Here is a 21,862-nt window from a genome sequence, read left to right as displayed (position 1 = left end):
ATCAGCCCGCCCTGCGGAAGCCACTGAAAAGCTTTTCGATAAATCCCTGCTTGGTCCAGTTTTCTGGTGCCTCGATCAGACGAAGATAGTTCTGATCTGCATAACGAAGATGATCATAGATCATGGCACAGGCATCTTGAGCCGAGGCATATTCCGAGGCCTTGATGCTGTTTTTATAAAAGTCCCCGACGATGTCGATACTGCCGTTGGGATTCAGAAAGACCTCGATCACACCAAAATCGAAGTACATCTTGCGCTCCAGCGGACGCAGCTTATGACCTTCAAACTTAAAATGTTGAAAAACCCATTTTTCTTTGGCTGCCTCAAGCAGCTTGCCCTCGATATAGGCTGTGATCTTGTTGCTCATAATCAATCCCTCAGTGGTACGTTCAAGCGAGGTCTCCGACTGATACACTTATCGGCTCACCCAGCAGTTTTATTGAGGGGGTGGGCCCAAATATGAGAAAAACCCCTGTATATTCCTATACAGGGGTTTTTTCGCGGGAAAATCTTAAGTTTTTTTAAGCGTTTTACTTTTTTAGATTCAGCCCTTTCAGAGCTTCCGCCATAGCCCCCAAACCAGAGGCTGCAGTGGAATGAGACTTCCAGCTGGTGTCTTCCACTTCGCCAGGAAGCCCCAAGGCTATCTTCTTTTCTTCGAAAAGAATTTGATCCACCTGAACAGTCACATCATCACCACGCTTTTTGTTTTCATATTGAGCGGCATCCACAGAGTCACGCCATTTTGAACGTGGCAATAGACCCGTTACACCCGGAGCGATGTTCACAAAAAGACCATAGGTTTCTTTCTTTTCCACTTTCCCCTGCACCACGGTGCCCACTGGGAACTTCTGAGGAACCGTCATCCAAGGATTGCCCGCCCCGTCAGCCTGTTTCAAAGAAAGCGAAATCTTCAGTTTTCCGTCGATTTCTTCCATCTTCAAAAGTTTCACCGTGACCGGTTGGCCAGGCATCACAACTTCTTTCGGATCATGAACGCGAGACCAGGACAGCTCAGAAACGTGGATCAACCCTTCGATACCGGATTCCAGCTCCACGAACGCGCCGAATTTTTCAAGACGCACGATCTTACCCTCCAACAAAGCTCCCGGCTGGTGCTTCAACATGAAGGTGCCTTCGTTTTCGGCTTTTTGCAGATCCAGAACCTTACGACGGGACACAACGATGTTGCGGCCTTTCGGATCCAACTGCGTGATCATGAAGTCAAATTTCTTACCCACGTATTCGTTGGCATCCTGAACAAAGCGACTGTCAATCTGACTGATCGGGCAGAAAGCTGTTTTACCCTGGATGCTGACACGGAAACCGCCGTTGCAAGTTTCCGTCACACGGCCTTCCACCGGAAGCTCCATGTCGAATGCATCTTCCAAGGAATCTGTGGAGGCATTCAGAGAACCCTTCTTCGCCAGACGGACTTCACCGCCCTTGATCGCCGTCACAACACAGTCGATATAATCACCGACTTTGTATTTAACTTCCTTGTTTTCATCCAAAAGATCCTTCGTCAGGATCATACCATCGGTCGGTGTTCCGGTGGAAACAAAGGCTTCTTCTTTCCCGATAGAAAGAATCTCGCCATGAACTTGATCACCCACATTCAAACGAGTTTTCAAACCCTTTTCAGATTGAGCAAAAAGTTCTTCAAAAGAAGCGAAGTCCTTTGTTTCAGGAACCTCATCACCAAAAATATCTTTTTTAGACATAAAGCAGTCCTTAAGTTTAAAGAGAGGATAGAGAATAAAGGCAGCCCACCCCTTTGACCAGCACCGCCGCACAAAGCCATAGCCCCTTACCCAAGATAAGGCGGTCCAACGTGGTCAGTCACAAGGCCGAAGGCTTTCCCCCGGCACTAAGAGCAACCCACAGTGGTCCCACAGTTGGGGCACCGATAACATCCGCTAGTCAGCACTGTGTCACTCCCGCACTCTGGGCATTTCATGGTGAAATTCGGCACCGAGACCTCTTCAACCACCTTGGGTTTTTCCTTCAGATTCAAGGGCTGACTTTGCTTGCTGCCGTCCCGATAGACCGCCACAGCCTTCACGCCCAGCTCCCATGCCAGGAAGTAAATGCGACTGATATCGTCTTCGGTGGCCGTGCTGGGCATGTTGACTGTTTTTGAAATAGCTCCGCTCACAAAAGGTTGCACTGCCGCCATCATCAGGACATGGCTTTCTGGAGAAAGGACGCGATGACCCGGGGGAGCTGTTGCACAATCGAAAACCGCCACATCCTCAGGGCGTATGTGAGGTGCGCCCACAACGGAGTTGTTTTCCTCGATATACTTCAAAATTGCCTGACGCTCTGGCTGTGGATATTCCAAGGCTTGCAAGGCCGTATCAACAGATTGATTGACGATTTGAATCTCACCGCCGCCGACAAGTTTTTTAAATTTGATCAATGAAAAGTCCGGCTCGATCCCCGTGGTGTCACAATCCATCAAAAGGCCGATGGTTCCCGTCGGTGCAATCACCGTCGCCTGAGCATTGCGATATCCATGCTTTGTGCCATTGTACAAGACGCCCTTCCAAAGATTTTTAACAGCCTTGTCCACTCCGGCTGGCAACAAGCGCCATGGAATTTTTCCCACGGCCCGCTCATGCATCTTCATCACCTTCAGCATACTGGAACGGTTGCGACGGAAGCCGTCAAAAGGTCCTTTGGCCCGCGCCATCTCCGAACTGGTCAAATAGGCGACACCCGTCATCAAAGAGGTCAAGGCTCCAGCCCAGGCGCGGCCCTCCTCACTGTCGTAAGGAATGCCTTTTCTCATCAACAAACTTCCCAGGTTCGCAAACCCCAGGCCTAAAGGTCGATAGTTGTGCGAATTCTGCGCAATCTTCAGCGTCGGATAACTGGAATAGTCCACCAGTATTTCCTGAGCGACAAACAACGTGCGTGCCGTATGAATGAAAGCTTCAAAATCAAAGTCTCCAGATTCACCAAGGAACTTTGCCAGATTTATTGATGCCAGATTGCAAGCAGAATCATCCAGGAACATGTATTCAGAACAAGGATTGCTGGAGTTGATTACATCTGTTTCAGGGCAGGTGTGCCACTTGTTGATCGTGTTATGAAACTGGATTCCCGGATCCGCACACATCCACGCCGCCTTGGTGATACGCCCCCAGACTTCGGTGGCCGGGATCTCACGCAAAGACTTTCCCGTCATTCGGGCCTTCAGCTTCCAGGGACGATCTTCCTTCACCGCCTTCATAAAGGCATCCGTGACACGCACAGAGTTGTTGGCATTCTGACCGGAAACAGTTCTATAGGCCTCGCCTTCAAAATCCGCACTCAAGCCCGCGGCAATCAGCAGATGAGCCTTTTGCTCTTCCCGCATTTTCCAGTCAATAAATTCCAGAACTTCAGGGTGATCAATGTCGACCACCACCATCTTTGCCGCACGCCGAGTGGTGCCACCGGACTTAATGGCCCCCGCACCACGATCCAAAACTTCAAGAAAGGAAATCAGACCAGAACTTTTTCCACCCGACCCTGTGGTTTCATATTTGCTGCGAATTTTGGAAAAATTAGTGCCCGTCCCCGAGCCGTATTTAAAGAGCTTTGCTTCGGTCTTGGCCAGATCAAAGATCCCTTCGATACTGTCGTCCACACTTTGAATAAAGCAGGCTGAACACTGGGGACGCTCGTAAGCATTCGTTGTCGGTTGAATGGACTTTTTCTTTTCATCCCAGGCAAAATGCTCGCTGGGGGAATCGGCCTTGTAGGCCTCCCAAAGGCCAGCATTAAACCACACCGGACTGTTGAAAGCGCCCCGCTGGGACAGCAGGATGTATTTCAATTCCTTTCCAAAGATGTCCGCTTCTTTGCGCGAGCTAAAATAGCCCCCTTGCTTTAATGCCGAGGCGACAATCGCTTTCACCACCCGATCCACCATCTGACGAACCGAAGTTTCATGCTTCGTTCGCGGCACGCCCACCTTCCTAAAGTATTTGCTGGCGGCAATATCAATTGCCAGTTGCGACCAGCCTTCCGGGGCCTCCACATTCTTCATCGCAAAGAACGTTTCCCCTTTACGATTGCGAATTTCACAGTGGACTCTTTTCCAGGAAAAAAGGCTTTCGGGATTCTTGCCCGCAGGGACGAAGTAAGACGGACTGTGCAGTGTTTTATTCTTCATGATTACAGTCTAGTGGGACTTTTCGGGGTAGCCAAGCAAGAAGCCCCTCACACTTGTTCGAAAGCCCCACCAACCAAAGGCCGGGATTGTGTTAAGCTTTTGCAACATGTCTTGCCTTTAATCCTTGAAGCTTGTCCAGGTCTGTCAGCAAACCGTTAAGAAAGAATCAACACAGGGGTGGGGAATGAGTCAAGACCCGGTAAAAAAGAAGCTCCTCATTATTAAATCAAACCCGGCAAGTCTGGGGGCCGTCGAGGGCTTTCTGCGCAATCGCGATTGGACCATGAAATCCACAACCAATCTTAAGGAAGCCCTGATCTTCCTTGTTCAGGAACAACCACAGTTTGTTCTGGTCAGCATCGACCATCCCAATCGCAAAGTTCGCAATCTACCCAAGATTTTGACCCAAGCTTTCCCCGTTTGTGTGATCGCGTTTGCAGAAAGCAATTCTGCAGCGTCGTTCACTTTGCTCAATAGCTGCAACACCGAATACGTTCTTTATCCCCCCGTCACCGGGCCCGCCGTCGAGAGAACGGTTAATAAATACTATAAAGATCAACAGATCCGCGAAAGCTCCGCCGGTTTTAATCGTGGTGTCAGTCCAACAGAAGGCACCGACGGAGTCATATCCATCAAAGGCCAAGGCCCCGCCGGGGACATGTCCAGCGCCCACAATATTTTGCAACAACTTCTCAGTGGCGACGAAATGAGCACCATGGCCAACGGCCCGGGCGGTTCTTCTGTGGGCGGCATGATCCCTGGGACCGGCAACAACTCTATGAATGGAATGATGACAGGCCCGGCTTCGACGATGGCGTCGCATACTTCTGCCACCAACAACGGGCTTGGGCCGGAATGGGCCCGCCAACAATCCCCGGCAGACGATCCGTCTTTGGGCTCGCATACCGGCAGCGGCCCGTTGCGAAAGAACGGCCCCTCCTGGGCCCCGATGGAAGGACGCAAAAAGAAAAAAGATCGCACCACCCCGGAACAGATTGAAGAAAATCCGGCGGCCTCCAAACAGGACTCGATCATTCTTCGTGGAGCGAAAAACGCCCTGGACAAGTCGTGCATCAAAACTTCTTTTGAGGAAGCAGAAGCCATCGAGGATTCCACCAACACCTCGTGCATCGTGGTCGAATCCCCGCGTTTTTCAGGTTATCTGATCACCGCCATGGGGAAAGATCGCAAGATCGATGACAGCTTTATCAACAAAATACGTGAACGACTTTTCCGCTTTCTGAAAGAAAACGGCGAACACATTGAAGACAGTGATCCGATGCAGTTGAAAATAAAAGAGGTCCCTTTTGAGGATTGGGCCCTGGCTCAAGCAGAATTTCTGCGCAAATCAGTACATGAAGGACAGGAAGTCGCCATGGCCTTCTTCCCCTGCCCGGATGTGAAAATCTGCACCGGAGCCTCTGCTGATGAGGAAATGGCCAGTATTCATCTGAATGAACTTGCCGGTGACGTGGCCGTCGAGTTCAACGTTTATATTTATCTGCCTAAGAATAACAAATACGTCCTTTACACCCCCCGAGGCAGCAAGTTCTTCGCCGTCCAAAAAGAGCGACTGCAAAGCCAGGGGGTGTCTAATTTGCATATTCTCAAAGCTGAAATTCAGGATTTGGACAAATACCGAGCCCAAAACTTCCTGAATGAAAAAATCCAGCTTTTTGAGGAAAAACTGAAAGAAAAAGTTCCCGCCTAAAGCACGCCAAGGTGCACTTTCCTGATTTTTTATTGACCCCGCGCCCGCGCAAGGTTTAGCTCTTAGGACATATGGAAATGAGCTCCGAACGTCCGATGGGAACTACTTTGCAACAAGACAGCGCTATTTATCTGGATTACAACGCCACGACTCCGGTAGACCCAAGGGTTTTTGCTGCCATGGAGCCCTATTTTAAAGAACTCTTCGGCAATCCGGCCAGCGCAGGTCATCATTGGGGTTGGGTGGCGGAAAATGCCATCGCTAAGGCGCGCGCACAAGTAGCCAGCCTGATCGGAGCCCGTCCTTTGGAAATCACCTTCACAGGTGGCGCGACAGAATCCAATAACTGGGTGATTTTCGGTCTGCTTTCCAAACTTCGCGAAGACAACCCCACCGCTCCGATTCATTTTATCACCAGCCAGATTGAGCACAGCTCGATCATGAAGGCCATGGCAGCTGTGCAAAAGCAAGGGGTCGAAGTTGACTTCCTTCCTGTGAACAAATTCGGACAGGTTGAACCTGAAGCAATCAAAAAGGCCATCAAACCGCATACAAAGTTGATGAGCTTCATTTGGGTGAACAACGAGATCGGCTCGATCAATCCGATTCCGGAAATTGCACAGATTGCACGGGAACATCAGATCTATCTGCACACCGATGCGACTCAGGCCGCGGGAAAAATCCCCGTGAATGTGACTGACATGGGCATTGATTTGATGTCCTTCTCTGGTCACAAGATTTACGGCCCTAAAGGGGTCGGTGCCCTTTACATTCGCGGAAAAGACCCGAAGGTTCAACTCAATCCGCTGATCTATGGTGGCGGCCAGGAACGTGGTTTGCGCTCTGGCACCGTCAATGTGCCTGCGGTCGTCGGTTTCGGAGTGGCTTGTGAAATCTGTCAGCAGAATCTGACTGCTGAAACTCAACACATGACCGAGCTTCGCAACTTCCTGTGGCAGCAGCTTCAAGAAGCCATTCCCGGAGTTCGCTTAAATGGCCACCCTACGGAAAGATCTCCGGCCAATTTGAATATCACTTTGCCGGGTATCAAAACTGAGCAGATTCTGCCCCGCCTGCAAAAGCTGGGAGTCAGCACGGGGTCCGCTTGCGGCACCGGAGCCATGGTGGTCAGCCATGTTTTGCGCGGGTTGGGACTTTCCACGGACGAAGTGCAGTGTTCTTTGCGTTTAAGCCTGGGCCGCTGGACAACGCAGGAGGAACTGATGAAAGCTGCTCAAATCCTGAAGAACGCCATAAATAAGTAGTATTTTCATATATTTACACATATCAACCCGAGGCTTATTTGAAGCCTCCCAACCCCTTGACAGCTGTGGTATACTACCCCCATCGTACAGTGGTTAAAGGAGTTCGCCATGATTAACATTTCACCTGAGGCAGCACAGAAGCTTGCGACATTAAAAAAAGAAGAAGGCAAAGAAGAGGCCGCATTCTTGCGTGTGGAAGTCAAAAAAGGTGGATGCTCTGGTCTGTCTTATAAGATGGATTTTGATACAGTCACCCGTGAAGGGGACAAATTCTTTGAGTCTCACGGTCAGAAAGTGGCTGTTGATTCCCAAAGCATGCTTTACCTTCTGGGCATGACACTGGAGTATTCCGGAGGACTTAACGGTAAAGGTTTTGTCTTTAACAATCCCAATGCAAACAAACATTGCGGTTGCGGTTCCAGCTTTAACGTTTAGTTATTGAATTTAAATATTGATATCCAAAAGAGAGCTTCGTGTGAGCTCTCTTTTTTTATGCGGCAACAGCGGTGCTGATAAACTCTTGAATCAATCGTGCCACTTCTTCCGGCTTTGTCTTAATGGCCAAGTGCCCCGCCCCGGTCAGGGCCACCACATCTTCACAGCCAATATGGCGGGCAAATTGCCGATAGGCTTCCTGATTAAACAGCAAGTCCTGCTCATCATAAATCAAACGACAGTCCCCACGGTAAGTGTAAAGACGCGTGTTCCAGTAGGCCCAGTCCTCAGACCGAAGAATCCATGAAAAATGATGAATCATATGAGCCACAAACTGCAGCTTGCGTCCCTTCAATGTTTCCACCGACACTGCCCCTTCGCTGCGTTCATCACGAAAAATCTGCGCCGATCTTTTAAGGAAACTTCGCCCCATGGGTGTCGACAGCATTACATAGACACTTTTCAGATTCAGTGGAATCGAGAAGAAAAATTTCAACTCTTTAGGCAGGAAATAACGAATGGGGTCCGTCACCATCGGATTGATTAAGACCGTCTTTTTCACAAGATGAGGATGGTGTGTCGCCAACCCCCAACAAAGAGCCCCACCATAACTTAAGCCCGCCACATGCACCCGCTGGTTCGGGAAGTTTTCCTGAATAAAGCGCGCCAGCACTTCAATTTGCACTGTGAAAAACAGCTTATCGCTGCTCATATAAACATGGCTTAGATTCGGAACGACCACGCGATAGGTCTGCGACAGGGTTTCAGCGATAGAATCCCAATGGTGAACACTTCCTCCATAGCCATGAAGAAGTATAAGCAGCGGCCCCTGTCCCCGTTCCCGGAAAGTGATCTTGTGTGACATCCATGAAACGTATCGGTAAAGATCTGTTTACAGGACACTGCGCTTAAGTCCAGACCGCAGACTATTTCTGCGGCTTTCTGTCTTGCTGCTGATTTTGTTGTTGTTGCGTTTTCTGCTGCGGCTGTTTTGGCTGCTGCTGTTGACGAGGTCCCTGATTCTGGCCCGGGTTTTTACCAGACTGAGCCTTCTGCTGATTCTGCTGCTGCTGCGACTTTTGCTTTTGCTGCTGTTGTTGCTTTTGCTGCGGCTGTTTTTGCTGCTGCGGCTGAGGGCGTTTTTCATCCCCTTGCACTTGTGGCGGAGCCTGGACTTTGTCCTGGGTCGGCTTATCTTCCGGCTTTTCCGTCAATAGCATCGTGTCGTTCACAGCCTTGGATTCGATGTGTTTGTTGGCGCGGAAGCCGCGAATCTTCTTGGTTTGGTTCTCGATACGCTCCACTTGCTCAGTCAAATCCACTGTCACGTCACCATAACAATGAACCTGGCAGCTCAAGCGACGACCATCGATAAAATGACTGGTCCCGATCAAATTCAGCTCGGCCTTGTTCGGAGGAAGAATATTGGATTCCCCCTCTTTGATGCGGACACGGCATTCCGCACAGGATGGGACACCCTTGCAGATCGAGCGGATCTCAATCTTATTTTCCGTCGCAATCTGCAAAAGGCTCTTATTGGGAGTTCCTTCGACTTCGATATTCTGAGGGAAAAATTTGATTTTCATAACCAAGATCCTTTGAAACAAACAAGCTCCGGGCCATTCCTCTGGCCCAGGGCACATTACTTAACTACGATTTTAACAAACTTCTTTTTACCAGCTTTAACTACAAAGCTTTTGCCGGAAAGCAGATCCATCTTCAAACGAGGATCAGAAACCTTTTCCCCATCAATCTGAACACCGCCCCCTTGAATCAAACGGCCCGCTTCGCTGTTAGAAGCAGCCATACCTGCTTTGACCAACAACGCCGCAAAACCAACTTGAGACTCTGGCGCAACTTCAAAGTCAGGAACTTCATCCGGCAGACCTTTTTCAACAAAGATGCGGTTGAATTCGTCTTCCGCCGCCTGAGCCTCTGACTGGGAATGGAAACGTTTAATCAGGAACTTCGCCAGCTCCACTTTCACCGTTCTTGGGTGCTTGCGGCCTTCAGCCACATCGGTCTTCAACTGTGCCAATTGATTGCCCGTGATATCCGTCAGAAGTTCATACCAACGGAACATCAGTTCATCAGAAATTCTCATGGTCTTACCGAACATATCCTTCGGCGTATCAACCACAGAGATATAATTATCCAAAGACTTGGACATTTTATTCACGCCATCGATACCTTCCAAAATCGGCATCGTCAGCACACACTGAGGCTCCTGACCGTAAGTGCCCTGCATCGCACGGCCCACCAGAAGATTGAACTTCTGATCAGTCCCCCCCAGCTCCACGTCTGTTTTCAAAGCCACAGAATCGTAACCTTGTGTCAGTGGATAGATAAACTCGTGAATACCAATTGGAGTTCCTGACTTATAGCGTTTGGTAAAATCCTCACGCTCCAGCATCTGAGCCACCGTGTACTTGGAAGTCATCGTAATAAACTCCGCCGGATTCATTTTCATAATCCAGGAAGAGTTGTACACAATCTCGGTCTTGTCCGGGTCCAGAATCTTGAAGATCTGCTTGGCGTAAGTCAGACCGTTTTGTTCGATCTCTTCCCGAGTCAGCATCGGGCGTGTGGTGTTTTTTCCAGACGGGTCCCCGATCATCGCCGTGAAGTCCCCGATCAGGAAAGACACCTTGTGCCCCAGGTCCTGGAAGGTCTTCAGTTTGTTGATCACAACCGTGTGTCCGATATGAATATCCGGACGAGTCGGGTCCGCACCCAATTTAATATTCAAAGGCTTGTTGGTTTCTTTGGAACGCTTTAGTTTTTTAAGCATGTCCTCGTCGCTGATAAATTCAGCGACACCGAACTTGATTCTTTCTAGCTGTTCTTTAGGGTCTAAAAACATTTACCTAACTCCAATTAAGTCCAGTCTTCGCGGCCAGGGCCGCTACGACATCCTCGCCGTGGGGCGGATTAAGTCCAGTCTTCGCGGCCAAGTCCGCTACGACATCCTCGCCGTAGGCGGCATCCTCCGCGTCCGCGGATTATCTCGCGTGCTCCACAGAGCGGGTTTCGCGCACGACGGTGACTTTAACTTGTCCTGCCTGAGGGACTTCGCGTTCGATCTTGCGAGCGATATCGCGAGACAACATGACGGCCTGATCGTCGGTTACTTTTGCAGATTCAACCAAAACGCGGATGTCTTTACCCGCCTGCAACGCCAGAGTTTTCAGAACGCCGTCGAAACTGTTACCGATGCTTTCAAGGTCTTCCAAACGATGGATGAAGGAATCCATTTGTGGACGACGAGCCCCCGGACGGGACACAGACAAGGTGTAAGCCGCATGAACAATCCACGCCAGGATTGAGTGCGGTTTTTCTTCTTCGTTGTGAGCACGAATCGCGTGGCACACATCTTCAGATTCGTTGTATTTTTTAGCAGCCTCAGCACCCACAAAAGCATAACTGCCTTCAACGGTGTGATCGATCGCCTTACCAATGTTATGCAATAGACCTGCACGGCGAGCCAGCTTCACACTGACACCCAGTTCCGCTGCCAGAAGACCCGCAATCGTCGCCACTTCCAAGGACTGATTCAGGGCATTTTGCCCCTGATAAGAACGGTATTTCAAACCACCGATGATCTTGATCAGTTCCGGGTGCATGTTCGGAATACCCAGTTCCATCACGTGGCGTTCGCCCTCTTCTTTGATGGACTTCATCAGCTCGTTACGTTGTTTTTCAGCGACTTCTTCAATACGTGCCGGATGCACACGACCGTCTTCCATCAGTTTTTCAATTGTACGACGAGCCAGTTCGCGACGAACCGGATCGAAGCCGGAGATAACCACCGCCTCTGGCGTGTCATCCACGATCAGGTCCACACCACAGTGAGCTTCCAAGGTACGGATGTTACGACCTTCACGGCCGATAATTTTACCTTTCATCTCGTCATTTGGCAGAGCCAAAACGCTGACAGTTCTTTCAGAGGTGTATTCAGAAGCAAAACGCGCCAGAGCCGTCGCCAGAATACGCTTGGCTTTAACTTCAGATTCTTTTTGTGCTTCAGCTTCAATCTGCGCAATTTTCTTCGCAGCTTCTTGCTTGGCTTCATCTTCCAAAGCAGTCAAAAGCTGACGACGGGCCTCATCCTGACTCATTGCCGCCACTGACTCCAGCTTGTTCTTCAGCTCAATCGCGTGCTGTTCACCTTTTTTCTCAAGATCTTTGATACGGTTTTCAGAGATCGCCACCTTTTCTTCGCGATCCTTCAGGGAATTCAGATATCTTTCGTTTTCTTCCATCTTTTGTTTGAACTGATCTTCGATCTCTTTCAAACGACGGTCCAACTGCGCTTCTTTGTTTTTTAATGTGGATTTTTGCTTGTGGATGTCTTGTTCGACATTCTTGCGGGCGCGGGATTCAAAGTCCTTGGCTTTATTTTCAGACTCTTTTTTTAGCTTAGCAGCCTCAGCATTGGCCTTGTTGATGATTCGTTCCGCTTCAAAGCGAGCTGATTTCTTTTTATTGTTATCTTGCAGACGCTTGATAACGAAAACAACGGTGGCACCAATGAACAGGCCAATAATGGCGCTGATTACGATCTCCATGATTCATTCACTCCTGATACTTCTTGCAATCGACCCAGCCTGATTCTGTGATAAGATAATCCATCACCACATCATGAGACTCGGTAGGAAGCGGATCTGCTGCGACTTGAAAATCAAAACAAATTCCAACCTTGATCCCCTGGTAGTCTTGCAGAGTTTTGTCATAAAACCCCTTACCTTTACCCAGGCGATTGCCATTCTTATTAAAAACCAAACCGGGAATAAGCAGTCCCGAAATCTCGGGAAGGAATCTTTGCACAGAGCCAGGCTGAGGTTCCCAGACTCCATAAGGTCCCAGGTCGAAATCCCGGGTCTCAAAGAATTCCAAATGCCCCTCGATCATTTTCGGAAAGACCCAGCGCAAGTGTGGGATGTGAAACACTTCCTCGACCTGCGCCTCTTCCGGCAATGCCCGATAGGCTCCCCACACGCCCGCCTGCGATTTTAGAAAATCGTGCAAGTGAGCGTTGAGCTGCTTTTGATGTTGAACAAGACCTTGCGCAAACTCTTGAGCGCAAAGAGATTTAAAGAAGGACCGACAGTCCTTTTTAGAGCTCCAGGAAACAAACATGGACACTCCAAGAAATCAAAACAAAGTCAGTTGTTCAAAACCTTGTTGCTCTTGGAATTTTCTAGATCCATTGAAAGCTGCAAAGCTCTTTCCTCAAGTTTTTCCAACTCGCGGTGCGCTTTACGTTTCAATAGAATAAGTTCTTCGGCAAGATTCATCGCCGTGAGTACGGCCGCATTCTGGAAAGAGCCATTCTTTGTAAGAGACATGGCTTGATTCATCCTGTTGTTTACAAATTCAACGAGCTCCTCAACGGTCGCGTCGTCGTGAGAGGTTTTTAATTTGTAAGGGACACCCGCAATTAGGAAATTGTAGGTTTTTTTCTCAGATGTCACTAGCACCTCAACAGCTGCAGAATCTATGGGGCCTAAACCGGCCAGTAAAAATGCCTAAACCTTTTAAAACTCTAGAAAAATTCCTAGATCAACACTCTTAAAATTATATCCCTAAAAGGTCGATATTCAACAGATTTATTTTTTAGAACAGGTGCATATAATGCCGAGATTCTTCTGATTTTCGCACACGATGGACCGACTGCCCGGACCGTCGTTCAGCTCATACTCGATGACGTCCTTGAAGTTGCGCATATACGACGCAGAAACTCCATTAAGCTTCGTGTCATTATAAGAGTATTCATCTGTTTTGATCACGGAATTCAGCAGAAAGTTGTTGATGGTGTCTTGCTTGGGATTGATGCGCTGATTCTCAGTCAGCTTAACATCCGTCACCACACCCTTTTCGTCGACCTGTTGCAAGATCAGCTCTGTCTGGACCTTTTTGGCTCCGGAAAACTTGGTCCGCAGAATCAGGTTCATCGCCTGTTTTTCTGCATCCAGATAGTGGATCTTTCTTTGACGCAGCTGCGACTGAGACGTCACAAACTTTTCGTCAGCAATATCCTTCAGGCGGTTTAGATCCACCTTAAAGGACAGCTTTTCATCTTGAAGTTCAGGGAAGCAGCGCATGAGATTTTCATACGATACGGAAATAGGCTTCACGCCTTGGGCCGCCACTGACAACGGCCCCAAAACCAAAATCAAACCAAGTACGTTCTTGAGCATGTACCTAGGGTATTGAAAAGACCCCAGGGGTTCAATCAAAAACCAAGAAAGGCCGGGTTCAAGTCTACATTCCGACTTGGACTGAGACACCAGCTTTCGCATCTTTACCCAGAGCCTGGACAGTGTAAGAACCCGGGAACACCATGACATAGGAGCCTGGTCTGGTCGGGGTCGCAACCAAGTATCGGTCATGAGTGATGGTCATCTTGATACCCGGCGCCGAGACCCAGTTTTGAACGATTCTGCCATTCTTGTCACTACTGAAGTCAAAAAGTCCGGCCAAGTCCGAAGGACTGGAAGCATCACGAACTAAATTGCACAGCTGATCCACTTCCAAAATTCTTTTTCGGTCAGCTTCTGGAAGCTCATTTTTAGCTCGTTCGGATAATCTTCCAGGACAACCTTCGTACGAAAGGCGCTGAATCGAATCTTTCTCCCAAGCACCAGTTAAATAAAGATCTCCGAAATTCCCTTTTTCCAGGCGGAAGAAGGACTTCTTATTATAAAAAAAGGAGGACAAAAACTTGTCCTGTTCTGCTTTGGAATAAAGATTACGATAAACGACCACCCGCTCACCCTTAATCGCCGGAATGTCCAAACGCTCCAAATTCAAAACTGTATTCTGCCCTGCCTGAACCGACACCAATCCCGGATAAAGAGTGTTTTCAAATCCGACCAGATAAGTTCCTGCAGGCAATTCCTGGCGTACATTCAAATCAAAAAATACCGGTTTGCCACAAGAGCCACTTTGACCTTGAACACACTGCGCGACCTTCACCTTTTTGAACACCTGCGACGGAGCCGCCTGCCCGTTCACTGTCAAAGAACCCAAGCTTTGTGCCTGCACCCACGAAGCGCCTAGCAACACAGAGGCATAAACTGCAAAAGTTCCGAATCGTTTTAAAAGTTTCATTAGAACAACTCCCCGTACGATTTCACCTTGATCATGTTCACAATACGCTTGTCCTGACCGTAAACATCCGGCAAGAAGCGAAGTTCAGCATCATCAGTTCTATCGACAGTATAATAAGTCAAAAACACAGGAACCGGCGTGATAAGAGGAATACGCATCTTCTGATAACGCGGATCTGGACGATCACCTTCACGAGAAGGCACTAATCCACTCATTTCATACTTCGTCCAACTGCCGCCAGAGGGACTTATCGATGTCGTATTTCCCGCCAGGATGTATTCCGCAAACTGGAAAGGATCTTCCAAGCGAACACAACCGGAACTCAGTTGCCGACTGGTATCATCGAATAGATTTTTGTTATCGGTGTAGTGCAGGTAGATGGAGTATTCATTTCTCAGCGGGAATTTCACCACCCCAAGCGCATTGTCCGTGCGAGCCTCCTGCACCAAGACATAATTTCTGACGAAACGATCCCAGTTTATGTTTGCCCTTTCACTGGCTGAGACATCCACCAACGAACCATTCACCCATTTGCGCACGCTGAAACCTTTTTTAGACAGATAATTCGGATCCGCCTTGATCAAAGGGATCTTGGTCGCCGCAATACTATCCGGCACGACCCATTCAGGATTCAGCTCCACATAAGTCACACGGTCATTATACAGCATCGGCGTGCGCCAGTGCTCACGACCAGAGATCGCACGGAACTTCATAACACGTTTGTAGTTGTCATAAAGACGGAACTCTGCCGCCGCAATATTAACATACACATACCGAGTCGGCATTTCACTGGGAAGCCAGCGCAAACGTTCCATGTTAGCCTCGATCTGCATGATACGCTCGCTGACAGGAACATTCATAAATCTCAGAACCTGCGGACCGACAATTCCGTCGCCTTCCAAGTTATTGGACACTTGAAACTTACGAACGGCCTGATCAAGTTCACCATCAAAAACATCATTTTCAAAATTACTCAATCGGTATCCCAGTGACAGCAATCGAGAGCGAAGCTGCACAACCTGAGGCCCCTTATAACCCAACATAAACTTCTTCGCAGGAGCCTTGATTTCCCCCCACTCGTTGTCATTTTCTATACTGCGGAAGTAAGCCAGCAGTTGCTTCAGATCAGCATAATTCCCCCCATGTGGGGCGAATTTATCCAGCAGCACACGGAATTCCTCTGCGGTTTTGGATTCAGCGGCATCCAATGTGTTTTTCAAAACTTCGAAATCCTTAAAGACTTTTCGATCGACTTTGATATCAGAATCTACCTGACGCGGATCCAATCGGCCATTTTGCAGATGATCCACATAGCGCAGCAGCGCCTCTGTCATCATCAACTCTAAAGTGATTGAAAAACTGGCCAATTTAGGATGGTTTGAGTAGCCTTCCAGAGTGCTATCCCAATAGTCAGCAACGTTAAGACCGTGAAGATGCGCTGTCTTTAGAACAGACTTCAGTTTGAGAGCTATAGGCGTAAGCTTCCCATCCGCTGTCACCCAGATAGGACGGTAGTCGCGCAACTTATAAAGAGTCAAAAGAGGCGTCTGATGCAGGAAATAGTCACCAATCTTAAACAATGGCGAAGGACTTTGCCTGGTTAGTTGAGCTTCGATCTGTGAAGACGTTGTCGCTCCGGCAACGGACGTCATTAAAATGCTGAAACCGCAACTCAAATAGATAGACTTCTTAACCCAGCTCTTCATAGACATAGAAACCTCTTCAGGTTCCTGATATCCAAATAAAGTGCCACCCCTAGTACTTTCCTGAATGATTTCAGGTAAACATTTCTAGACAGGAGCCGCGAATTGTCAGCTCGTCTCAAAATGAGACAGGGGCATTTCAGCCCCTGCTTTCTAAATCAGCGAATTCAACAAACGAATGATATCCACATCCGGTGGCTGAGCAATGCCTGCCCCTGGTTTGGGCCCGGTCAGCTCGTCCAGGGAATAGTCCATGCGCGAGTCATAACGGCGCTCCCACTGATAGCGCAACCACTTCTCGCGGTCATACCACAAACGCTTGTTTTCATCATCACGACAGGATGCAAGCTCTTGCGGACTGCTGGCCCCCCAGCGCAGCTCGACACAATGATAGGGATCAAAGCTCATGGCAAACACACGCTGGCGCCCCTCTTCCAGATTCAACGTGACTGGAGATCCGCTGGAGTTCACATAGGTGAACTGACAAGCTGCTGATTCACGCTGATAAGTAGCCAAGAGATCGGCGGCCAGGTTCGCTCCTGAATACACAATCGCCGGATCGCCGGCACGATGGCGCTGAATCAGGTTGCGTGACTGATTCAGAAGGTCCATGAAGGACACCTTCAAACGGGCATCCCGTGATGGCGAAGCATAGTCCTCCCATTCCCCGGTCGTCCCGTAAATGTTCGTCGGCAGACGCTCGGGATGGGGCTTCATATCTACCCCCGCCTTGCGCGCCTGTTCCACCGCCACCACACGATCCTTCAAGTTCACACAAATATCAGCCAGAACTTGCTGCATATCTTTGATAGGATCTATTCGCAATTCACCACTGGCCATCATAATGCGCAGATAGTCATAGTAAGGGAAGGCCACCCCGCGATACAGGAACTTTCCTTTGTTCCAGACTCCTTCCGGATCCGGGCTGTTGCCATAGAACTGCTCGGTGCTAAAGCCCGCAAGTTGATCATTGCGTGCACCCACGATCTTTCCGCCGTAGTACTCCCCCGCGGAATTCCGACTGGCCCCTTGCAGCGCCAAAGGTCGGAAGTTCTTAAAGCCCGCTCCGTGCTGAGGATGGCTTCGTGAAAATTTAGGAGTGTACATACCCGAGGTCAGAGTATTGTCCGGATGAGAATCAATATAGAAAATCCGCCCATCATCAGTCACCTTATAGATGATCGCCACGTGCCCGTTCGGATCATAAATGACAGTCCCAGGACGAATGGTTTCCCGACTCAACTTCACCGGATAGAAGTCGGTAAAGCGTCCCGTATCCTCCAGACCAATCATGCGGAAGGTGGCTGAATATGTCATGTCAATCAAAGTACTGTTCAACAAAGCCACGGCATTAGGTGCACTGTTGCGGCTGGGAATCACATCATAGCGGCCGGTGACGTAGTTCCCCATCGTGGAATAGCGAACATCCTTATTCGTATTTCCAGGACGAGACGCAATACTGCTGACAACGGACATGGGAAGCCCGTTCTTCCAGGCAAAATAGCTGCGCAGATAATAAGGAAGGTCTGCGCAATCAGCGAAGAGCCGAAGACTTGCCGGATCTGTCCCGGCATAAGGGTTCGCAGGACTGCGCAGACAGGTATCCACCTTATCGCATTCCCGTCGTTCCACCGCACCGCCAATTCGAGAGACAAACTCACCAAAGCGTTGTTCATCAACTGTCGTCCAGGACGGCTTTGTAATACGCCATCTGGAATTACTTTGGGCTTGCGCAAAAGCCGGCAATATCAACAAGCTCAACATCAAAATCCGTTTCTTCATCATGTACCTCCATGTGCCCTTTATGGGCGCTTTGACTACTTGTTCGACGGGCGAAAAACGTTCTTTTAAAAAATACCGCAGCAAGAACACCTGTCACGCTTCTTGCTGAGGGGATTTGAGTCAATGACAGAAGTTTAATAGATATTGGAAATATCGGAGGACGTATCATGACAAAGTTTAAGTCTCGCAGACTGTGCTCAGCCTTGTTGAGTTTGTTGATTGCCAGCTCGCCCTTGATGAGTATCGCGCAAGAAATCTCAGCCGTAGAGGCGAACGCCACTTCTTCTGCCAAACCTCAAAGTTTGCAAAAATCTGAATTGCAGGTCGGCGGACGATACTTCATTTCTGCGGACGCTTTGAATGTCCGAAGCAGCAATGCCACCACCGGGAATATCGTAGGAAAACTTTCTTTGAATGATGAAATCGAAATCATCGACGTTCTTAACGAAGGAACTCCCCTGGTGCAGATCAAAATCATCCGTTCGGCTTCAGTGAAAGCGGATGCAGCACCTGAACTTTTTGTTTCCAAAGACTATCTTAGTACAAAAGAGCTGGTGACTGCGGCGACAAAGTATTTTGTGATCCAGAACGTGGCCACTGAAAAGACACGTGTTTATGAGCGCTGCACAGCGACTCCAGACTGCGCCCACAAGCTTGTGATGGAAACGGACATGGTCGTGGGTCGCCCGGAAGAGGGAACAAAAACAGATCCTCACGCCTTTAAAACCTGGCTGGGCCACTCGAAGATTTCAGAGTGGGTGAAATTCTATCAAGACGGGCAGCAACACTATCCACATTGGTATAAAGCTGGCGAATCTTTAAAGTACATCCCGGATCCAATCACTGACAGCATGACTAAAACCTTGGGCTCCCGCAAGTGGATGGTCAAGGATGCCAAAGGCAACACCACCATGCACGGTGCCTTCGGCTGGTATGCTGCCAAAGTCACTCCGGCTGACGACATCAATGGCATGAACTATCAATGGATGCACGGAACTATCGGTTGGGGTAAAGATGGCGCCGCAGCGATCGAGCTGACTCGCGGCTTCTTTGCCAACATGTTCACAAATCCGGGTTCCTCTGGCTGTACTCGTCTGGAAAACCGCGCGATTGCCTACCTGCGCTCGATCCTGGCTCCGGGTACGGACATCTATCGTGTCTATGCACGTGAATCGACTCGCGAGCTTGAAACGGTGACTGGCGTCTTCAAGAAGAAAGTGACTCCACTTCCGCGTTATGCACATAACTTCGAAAAGCCAGCCGTTTGGAACTTTATCCTTCTGACTGATGGTGCACAAAGAACCAATGGTTTGACTGCCGATGCACAGGAAATCATCAATAAGGCGATTCCGGTCATCGCAGGTCAAAATCTGATTGAGCAAGGTACCTACGAAGTGGATCAATATCCAAATGCAGCAGCTCTGAACTATGGCAAGTCTGCAGCATCTGGAGAATCTGGAGATCGTTATAAAATTGATTCCGGCTGGGAAAAAGACGCCGCGAAAACAAACTTCAGAGGATACTTCCTGGTGGACGAAGGTCGTTTCGTGGACTACGCTCATCCTGATAGCGTAAAAACAAAAGGTGCGATCCGTGTCAGCGGTTTGGCAGACTTCAGAACATCTGTTCCTGAATTCCTGAAAACTTCCGGCAAGCACAATCCACCGAAAGTGACTTACAGAACTGAGAACGACAACGGCAGTCCTAACAGCAGGTAGTGCCACTGGAGATCAATGATCTATCCAACTGATGTCTGTATGACAGGCGTGACGGGGCTCGTGGGACACGAGCTCCTTCTGCTTTTAGCCCATATCGATGAAATCAAAAGTATCAAAGCCGTCTCACGACGTCCTTTGGGCCGCATTCCCCCGAAAACCGACAATATCATCCTGGACTTTGAAAACCTGGAAAAACACCAGGAGGCCTTGAAAGCCAGCATCTTTATTTGTTGCCTGGGCACCACGATCAAAAAAGCCGGTTCTCAAGAGGCCTTCCGCAAAGTTGACTATGACTATGTGGTGAAATTCGCCAAGGTAGCCGAACACGTCGGTGCACAAAAGCTGCTGGTGATTTCTGCGCTGGGCGCAGATTCCAAGTCCGGCATTTTCTATAATCGGGTCAAGGGTGAAATGGAAGAGGCGTTGCGAGGTCTTCAAATTCCTCAGATTGAAATCTTTCAACCGTCTTTGATCTTGGGTGAACGCAAAGAAGTCCGACGCGGCGAAGAGTTTGCGCAAAAAATCAGTCCGGTGCTCAACCACCTGCTTGTGGGCCCTCTGAAAAAATACCGCGCGATTTCTGCCAATGATATTGCCCGGGCGATGGCTATTGCCACTTTAAACTTTCACCCGGGCTTTCATGTCTATAAGTCAGATCACATTCAAAGAATTGCTGACCAAAGATAAACGGATCAGATCAAACTATCTGATCTCAACATAAGAAACCGTGTATTCTACTGGAACAAGGACTCCACAAATTCTTGGGATGAGAATGTGCGAAGATCCTGAATACGCTCTCCGACACCAATCAACTTGATCGGGATGTGCAGCTCTTGCGCAAGCCCCACAGCCACTCCCCCTTTGGCAGTTCCATCCATTTTCGTCAAAACGGCTCCGGTCAAACCCAGGGCATTATGGAATTCTTTGGCCTGCATCAGAGCGTTCTGCCCTGAGTTTGCATCCAATACAATCAAAGTCTCGTGCGGAGCTTCAGGAATCACCTTGGTCATCACACGCTTCATCTTTTTGATTTCTTCCATCAAGTTGGCCTGCGTGTGCAAACGTCCTGCTGTATCCACAATCACCACATCATAACCCTGCGCTTTCCCCTTGGCCACAGCATCAAAGGCCACCGCACTTGGGTCCGTCACACCTTCCGGAGAGAAAATTTCCACATGGGCACGATCGGTCCAGACTTTCAATTGCCCACCTGCTGCCGCACGGAAGGTATCACCCGCCGCCACCAGAACCTTTTTACCCTCACCGGCCAGTTGGGCCGAGATTTTACCGATCGACGTTGTCTTGCCTGCCCCGTTGACTCCGACAATCATCAGAACAGTCGGTCCTTCAGAGGCAAATTTGATTTTTGAGAGGATTCCACCTTGCACAGCCGCAGAAGCAGAGTCTGAGAAGATGTTTTTAATCTCCTCCTTCAAAGCCTCACGAACTGTGTCGTAGTCGGCGCGTTCCTTTTTGGAAAGCTTGTCTTCGATGGCGCCCATCAGGCGCTGAACCGTTGTTGGCCCCAGATCGCTGGTGTAAAGAATCTCTTCGATCTCTTCCAGATGTTTGTTGCTGGTTTCACTTTTGAACAGATTGCGAATGCGGCCGAAAAGATTTTCCTCTGTCTTACGAAGAGCCTCGCGCAGATCGACCGCTTTTTCTTCCAAAGCCACGGCGGCATCATGCAGGTCCGGCACGGACAAGTCAGAGACCACATTTCCCGTGGAATCAATGTGCGCCAGACGCACGCCTTCAGGCTCTTCCACTTGTGTGGTTGTTGGAATTTCACGTTTGGCTTCGTGTGAAAGTTCCTGCGCTTTCTTTTTGGAGTTACGAACCATGCTGAGAATCAATGCGCCGAAAATCACCGCAAAGATCAACACCACCAAACCAGCCAAAATAGTAATTTGTTGCTCATGCCCCGGGGACATCATAGAAACCTCCAACCATACGCGTCAAAAGAGACT

At 49.2% G+C, this 21,862-nt stretch carries 19 protein-coding genes; 5 read left to right on the top strand and 14 right to left on the bottom strand.

The window, feature by feature from the left end; translation table 11 throughout:
• Position 1: 1 nt before the first annotated feature.
• The 3 genes from ACZ5ZZ_RS05000 to ACZ5ZZ_RS04990 form a co-directional block, all read right to left on the bottom strand.
• A complete protein-coding gene (locus ACZ5ZZ_RS05000; protein WP_464117790.1) occupies positions 2 to 367 on the bottom strand; it encodes a hypothetical protein in 366 nt (121 codons plus the stop codon).
• 163 nt (positions 368 to 530) lie between these two features.
• Positions 531 to 1,724, bottom strand: coding sequence for a S1 RNA-binding domain-containing protein (locus ACZ5ZZ_RS04995; RefSeq protein WP_464141523.1), 1,194 nt, complete (start codon positions 1,722 to 1,724; stop codon positions 531 to 533).
• 146 nt (positions 1,725 to 1,870) lie between these two features.
• Complete coding sequence (locus ACZ5ZZ_RS04990; protein ID WP_464141521.1) at positions 1,871 to 4,165, bottom strand: vitamin B12-dependent ribonucleotide reductase; 2,295 nt, start codon at positions 4,163 to 4,165, stop codon at positions 1,871 to 1,873.
• A 184-nt stretch (positions 4,166 to 4,349) separates the two neighbouring features.
• Here ACZ5ZZ_RS04990 and ACZ5ZZ_RS04985 point away from each other — a divergent pair, with 184 nt between their 5' ends.
• From ACZ5ZZ_RS04985 to ACZ5ZZ_RS04975, 3 genes are all read left to right on the top strand, one after another.
• Positions 4,350 to 5,876 carry a hypothetical protein gene (locus ACZ5ZZ_RS04985; protein ID WP_464141520.1) on the top strand — a complete coding sequence of 509 codons (1,527 nt, stop codon included), beginning with the start codon at positions 4,350 to 4,352 and terminating at the stop codon, positions 5,874 to 5,876.
• A 77-nt stretch (positions 5,877 to 5,953) separates the two neighbouring features.
• The gene (locus ACZ5ZZ_RS04980) at positions 5,954 to 7,141 is read left to right on the top strand and encodes a cysteine desulfurase family protein (protein WP_464141519.1); all 1,188 of its coding nucleotides are present in this window, start codon (positions 5,954 to 5,956) and stop codon (positions 7,139 to 7,141) included.
• Positions 7,142 to 7,249: 108 nt separating this feature from the next.
• A complete protein-coding gene (locus ACZ5ZZ_RS04975; RefSeq protein ID WP_464117799.1) occupies positions 7,250 to 7,576 on the top strand; it encodes a HesB/IscA family protein in 327 nt (108 codons plus the stop codon).
• Positions 7,577 to 7,631: 55 nt separating this feature from the next.
• Here ACZ5ZZ_RS04975 and ACZ5ZZ_RS04970 read toward each other — a convergent pair whose 3' ends face one another.
• The 10 genes from ACZ5ZZ_RS04970 to ACZ5ZZ_RS04925 form a co-directional block, all read right to left on the bottom strand.
• Positions 7,632 to 8,441, bottom strand: a complete 810-nt coding sequence (locus ACZ5ZZ_RS04970) for an alpha/beta fold hydrolase (RefSeq protein ID WP_464133930.1) — start codon at positions 8,439 to 8,441, stop codon at positions 7,632 to 7,634.
• Between the two features lie 61 nt (positions 8,442 to 8,502).
• Entirely contained in the window at positions 8,503 to 9,162 is a 660-nt protein-coding gene (locus tag ACZ5ZZ_RS04965; RefSeq protein ID WP_464133928.1) for a 2Fe-2S iron-sulfur cluster-binding protein, read from the bottom strand.
• 56 nt (positions 9,163 to 9,218) lie between these two features.
• On the bottom strand, positions 9,219 to 10,439 hold the full coding sequence (tyrS, locus tag ACZ5ZZ_RS04960; RefSeq protein ID WP_464117805.1) for a tyrosine--tRNA ligase: 1,221 nt from the start codon (positions 10,437 to 10,439) through the stop codon (positions 9,219 to 9,221).
• Between the two features lie 139 nt (positions 10,440 to 10,578).
• Positions 10,579 to 12,144, bottom strand: a complete 1,566-nt coding sequence (gene rny / locus ACZ5ZZ_RS04955) for a ribonuclease Y (protein WP_464133925.1) — start codon at positions 12,142 to 12,144, stop codon at positions 10,579 to 10,581.
• A 7-nt stretch (positions 12,145 to 12,151) separates the two neighbouring features.
• Positions 12,152 to 12,715, bottom strand: a complete 564-nt coding sequence (locus ACZ5ZZ_RS04950; protein WP_464133923.1) for a 5-formyltetrahydrofolate cyclo-ligase — start codon at positions 12,713 to 12,715, stop codon at positions 12,152 to 12,154.
• A gap of 26 nt (positions 12,716 to 12,741) precedes the next feature.
• Complete coding sequence (locus tag ACZ5ZZ_RS04945) at positions 12,742 to 13,050, bottom strand: cell division protein ZapA (protein WP_464117810.1); 309 nt, start codon at positions 13,048 to 13,050, stop codon at positions 12,742 to 12,744.
• A gap of 135 nt (positions 13,051 to 13,185) precedes the next feature.
• The gene (locus tag ACZ5ZZ_RS04940) at positions 13,186 to 13,776 is read right to left on the bottom strand and encodes a hypothetical protein (protein ID WP_464133921.1); all 591 of its coding nucleotides are present in this window, start codon (positions 13,774 to 13,776) and stop codon (positions 13,186 to 13,188) included.
• Between the two features lie 64 nt (positions 13,777 to 13,840).
• The gene (locus ACZ5ZZ_RS04935) at positions 13,841 to 14,689 is read right to left on the bottom strand and encodes a hypothetical protein (RefSeq protein ID WP_464133918.1); all 849 of its coding nucleotides are present in this window, start codon (positions 14,687 to 14,689) and stop codon (positions 13,841 to 13,843) included.
• Positions 14,689 to 16,401 carry a L,D-transpeptidase family protein gene (locus ACZ5ZZ_RS04930; RefSeq protein WP_464133916.1) on the bottom strand — a complete coding sequence of 571 codons (1,713 nt, stop codon included), beginning with the start codon at positions 16,399 to 16,401 and terminating at the stop codon, positions 14,689 to 14,691. The genes ACZ5ZZ_RS04935 and ACZ5ZZ_RS04930 overlap by 1 nt, the downstream gene beginning before the upstream one ends.
• A gap of 144 nt (positions 16,402 to 16,545) precedes the next feature.
• On the bottom strand, positions 16,546 to 18,177 hold the full coding sequence (locus tag ACZ5ZZ_RS04925) for a hypothetical protein (protein ID WP_464133914.1): 1,632 nt from the start codon (positions 18,175 to 18,177) through the stop codon (positions 16,546 to 16,548).
• A gap of 164 nt (positions 18,178 to 18,341) precedes the next feature.
• On the opposite strand from ACZ5ZZ_RS04925, the gene ACZ5ZZ_RS04920 reads away from it, so the two are divergent.
• Complete coding sequence (locus ACZ5ZZ_RS04920; RefSeq protein ID WP_464133912.1) at positions 18,342 to 19,892, top strand: SH3 domain-containing protein; 1,551 nt, start codon at positions 18,342 to 18,344, stop codon at positions 19,890 to 19,892.
• A 15-nt stretch (positions 19,893 to 19,907) separates the two neighbouring features.
• A complete protein-coding gene (locus ACZ5ZZ_RS04915; protein ID WP_464133910.1) occupies positions 19,908 to 20,579 on the top strand; it encodes a Rossmann-fold NAD(P)-binding domain-containing protein in 672 nt (223 codons plus the stop codon).
• A 47-nt stretch (positions 20,580 to 20,626) separates the two neighbouring features.
• On the opposite strand, the gene ftsY is transcribed toward ACZ5ZZ_RS04915, so the two are convergent.
• The gene (ftsY, locus tag ACZ5ZZ_RS04910; protein ID WP_464133908.1) at positions 20,627 to 21,829 is read right to left on the bottom strand and encodes a signal recognition particle-docking protein FtsY; all 1,203 of its coding nucleotides are present in this window, start codon (positions 21,827 to 21,829) and stop codon (positions 20,627 to 20,629) included.
• Positions 21,830 to 21,862 lie beyond the last annotated feature (33 nt).

Source organism: Bdellovibrio sp. HM001 (genome assembly GCF_055397275.1).
Note: the sequence above shows the minus strand (reverse complement) of the source record. Positions and strands in the feature narration are given on the sequence as shown.

Excerpts from the sequence above, each read along its gene's own strand:
- ACZ5ZZ_RS05000 (WP_464117790.1), bottom strand. The coding sequence starts at position 367 with ATGAGCAACAAGATCACAGCCTATATCGAGGGCAAGCTGCTTGAGGCA.
- ACZ5ZZ_RS04995 (WP_464141523.1), bottom strand. The coding sequence starts at position 1,724 with ATGTCTAAAAAAGATATTTTTGGTGATGAGGTTCCTGAAACAAAGGAC.
- ACZ5ZZ_RS04990 (WP_464141521.1), bottom strand. The coding sequence starts at position 4,165 with ATGAAGAATAAAACACTGCACAGTCCGTCTTACTTCGTCCCTGCGGGC.
- ACZ5ZZ_RS04985 (WP_464141520.1), top strand. The coding sequence starts at position 4,350 with ATGAGTCAAGACCCGGTAAAAAAGAAGCTCCTCATTATTAAATCAAAC.
- ACZ5ZZ_RS04980 (WP_464141519.1), top strand. The coding sequence starts at position 5,954 with ATGAGCTCCGAACGTCCGATGGGAACTACTTTGCAACAAGACAGCGCT.
- ACZ5ZZ_RS04975 (WP_464117799.1), top strand. The coding sequence starts at position 7,250 with ATGATTAACATTTCACCTGAGGCAGCACAGAAGCTTGCGACATTAAAA.
- ACZ5ZZ_RS04970 (WP_464133930.1), bottom strand. The coding sequence starts at position 8,441 with ATGTCACACAAGATCACTTTCCGGGAACGGGGACAGGGGCCGCTGCTT.
- ACZ5ZZ_RS04965 (WP_464133928.1), bottom strand. The coding sequence starts at position 9,162 with ATGAAAATCAAATTTTTCCCTCAGAATATCGAAGTCGAAGGAACTCCC.
- tyrS (WP_464117805.1), bottom strand. The coding sequence starts at position 10,439 with ATGTTTTTAGACCCTAAAGAACAGCTAGAAAGAATCAAGTTCGGTGTC.
- rny (WP_464133925.1), bottom strand. The coding sequence starts at position 12,144 with ATGGAGATCGTAATCAGCGCCATTATTGGCCTGTTCATTGGTGCCACC.
- ACZ5ZZ_RS04950 (WP_464133923.1), bottom strand. The coding sequence starts at position 12,715 with ATGTTTGTTTCCTGGAGCTCTAAAAAGGACTGTCGGTCCTTCTTTAAA.
- ACZ5ZZ_RS04940 (WP_464133921.1), bottom strand. The coding sequence starts at position 13,776 with ATGCTCAAGAACGTACTTGGTTTGATTTTGGTTTTGGGGCCGTTGTCA.
- ACZ5ZZ_RS04935 (WP_464133918.1), bottom strand. The coding sequence starts at position 14,689 with ATGAAACTTTTAAAACGATTCGGAACTTTTGCAGTTTATGCCTCTGTG.
- ACZ5ZZ_RS04930 (WP_464133916.1), bottom strand. The coding sequence starts at position 16,401 with ATGTCTATGAAGAGCTGGGTTAAGAAGTCTATCTATTTGAGTTGCGGT.
- ACZ5ZZ_RS04925 (WP_464133914.1), bottom strand. The coding sequence starts at position 18,177 with ATGATGAAGAAACGGATTTTGATGTTGAGCTTGTTGATATTGCCGGCT.
- ACZ5ZZ_RS04920 (WP_464133912.1), top strand. The coding sequence starts at position 18,342 with ATGACAAAGTTTAAGTCTCGCAGACTGTGCTCAGCCTTGTTGAGTTTG.
- ACZ5ZZ_RS04915 (WP_464133910.1), top strand. The coding sequence starts at position 19,908 with ATGATCTATCCAACTGATGTCTGTATGACAGGCGTGACGGGGCTCGTG.
- ftsY (WP_464133908.1), bottom strand. The coding sequence starts at position 21,829 with ATGATGTCCCCGGGGCATGAGCAACAAATTACTATTTTGGCTGGTTTG.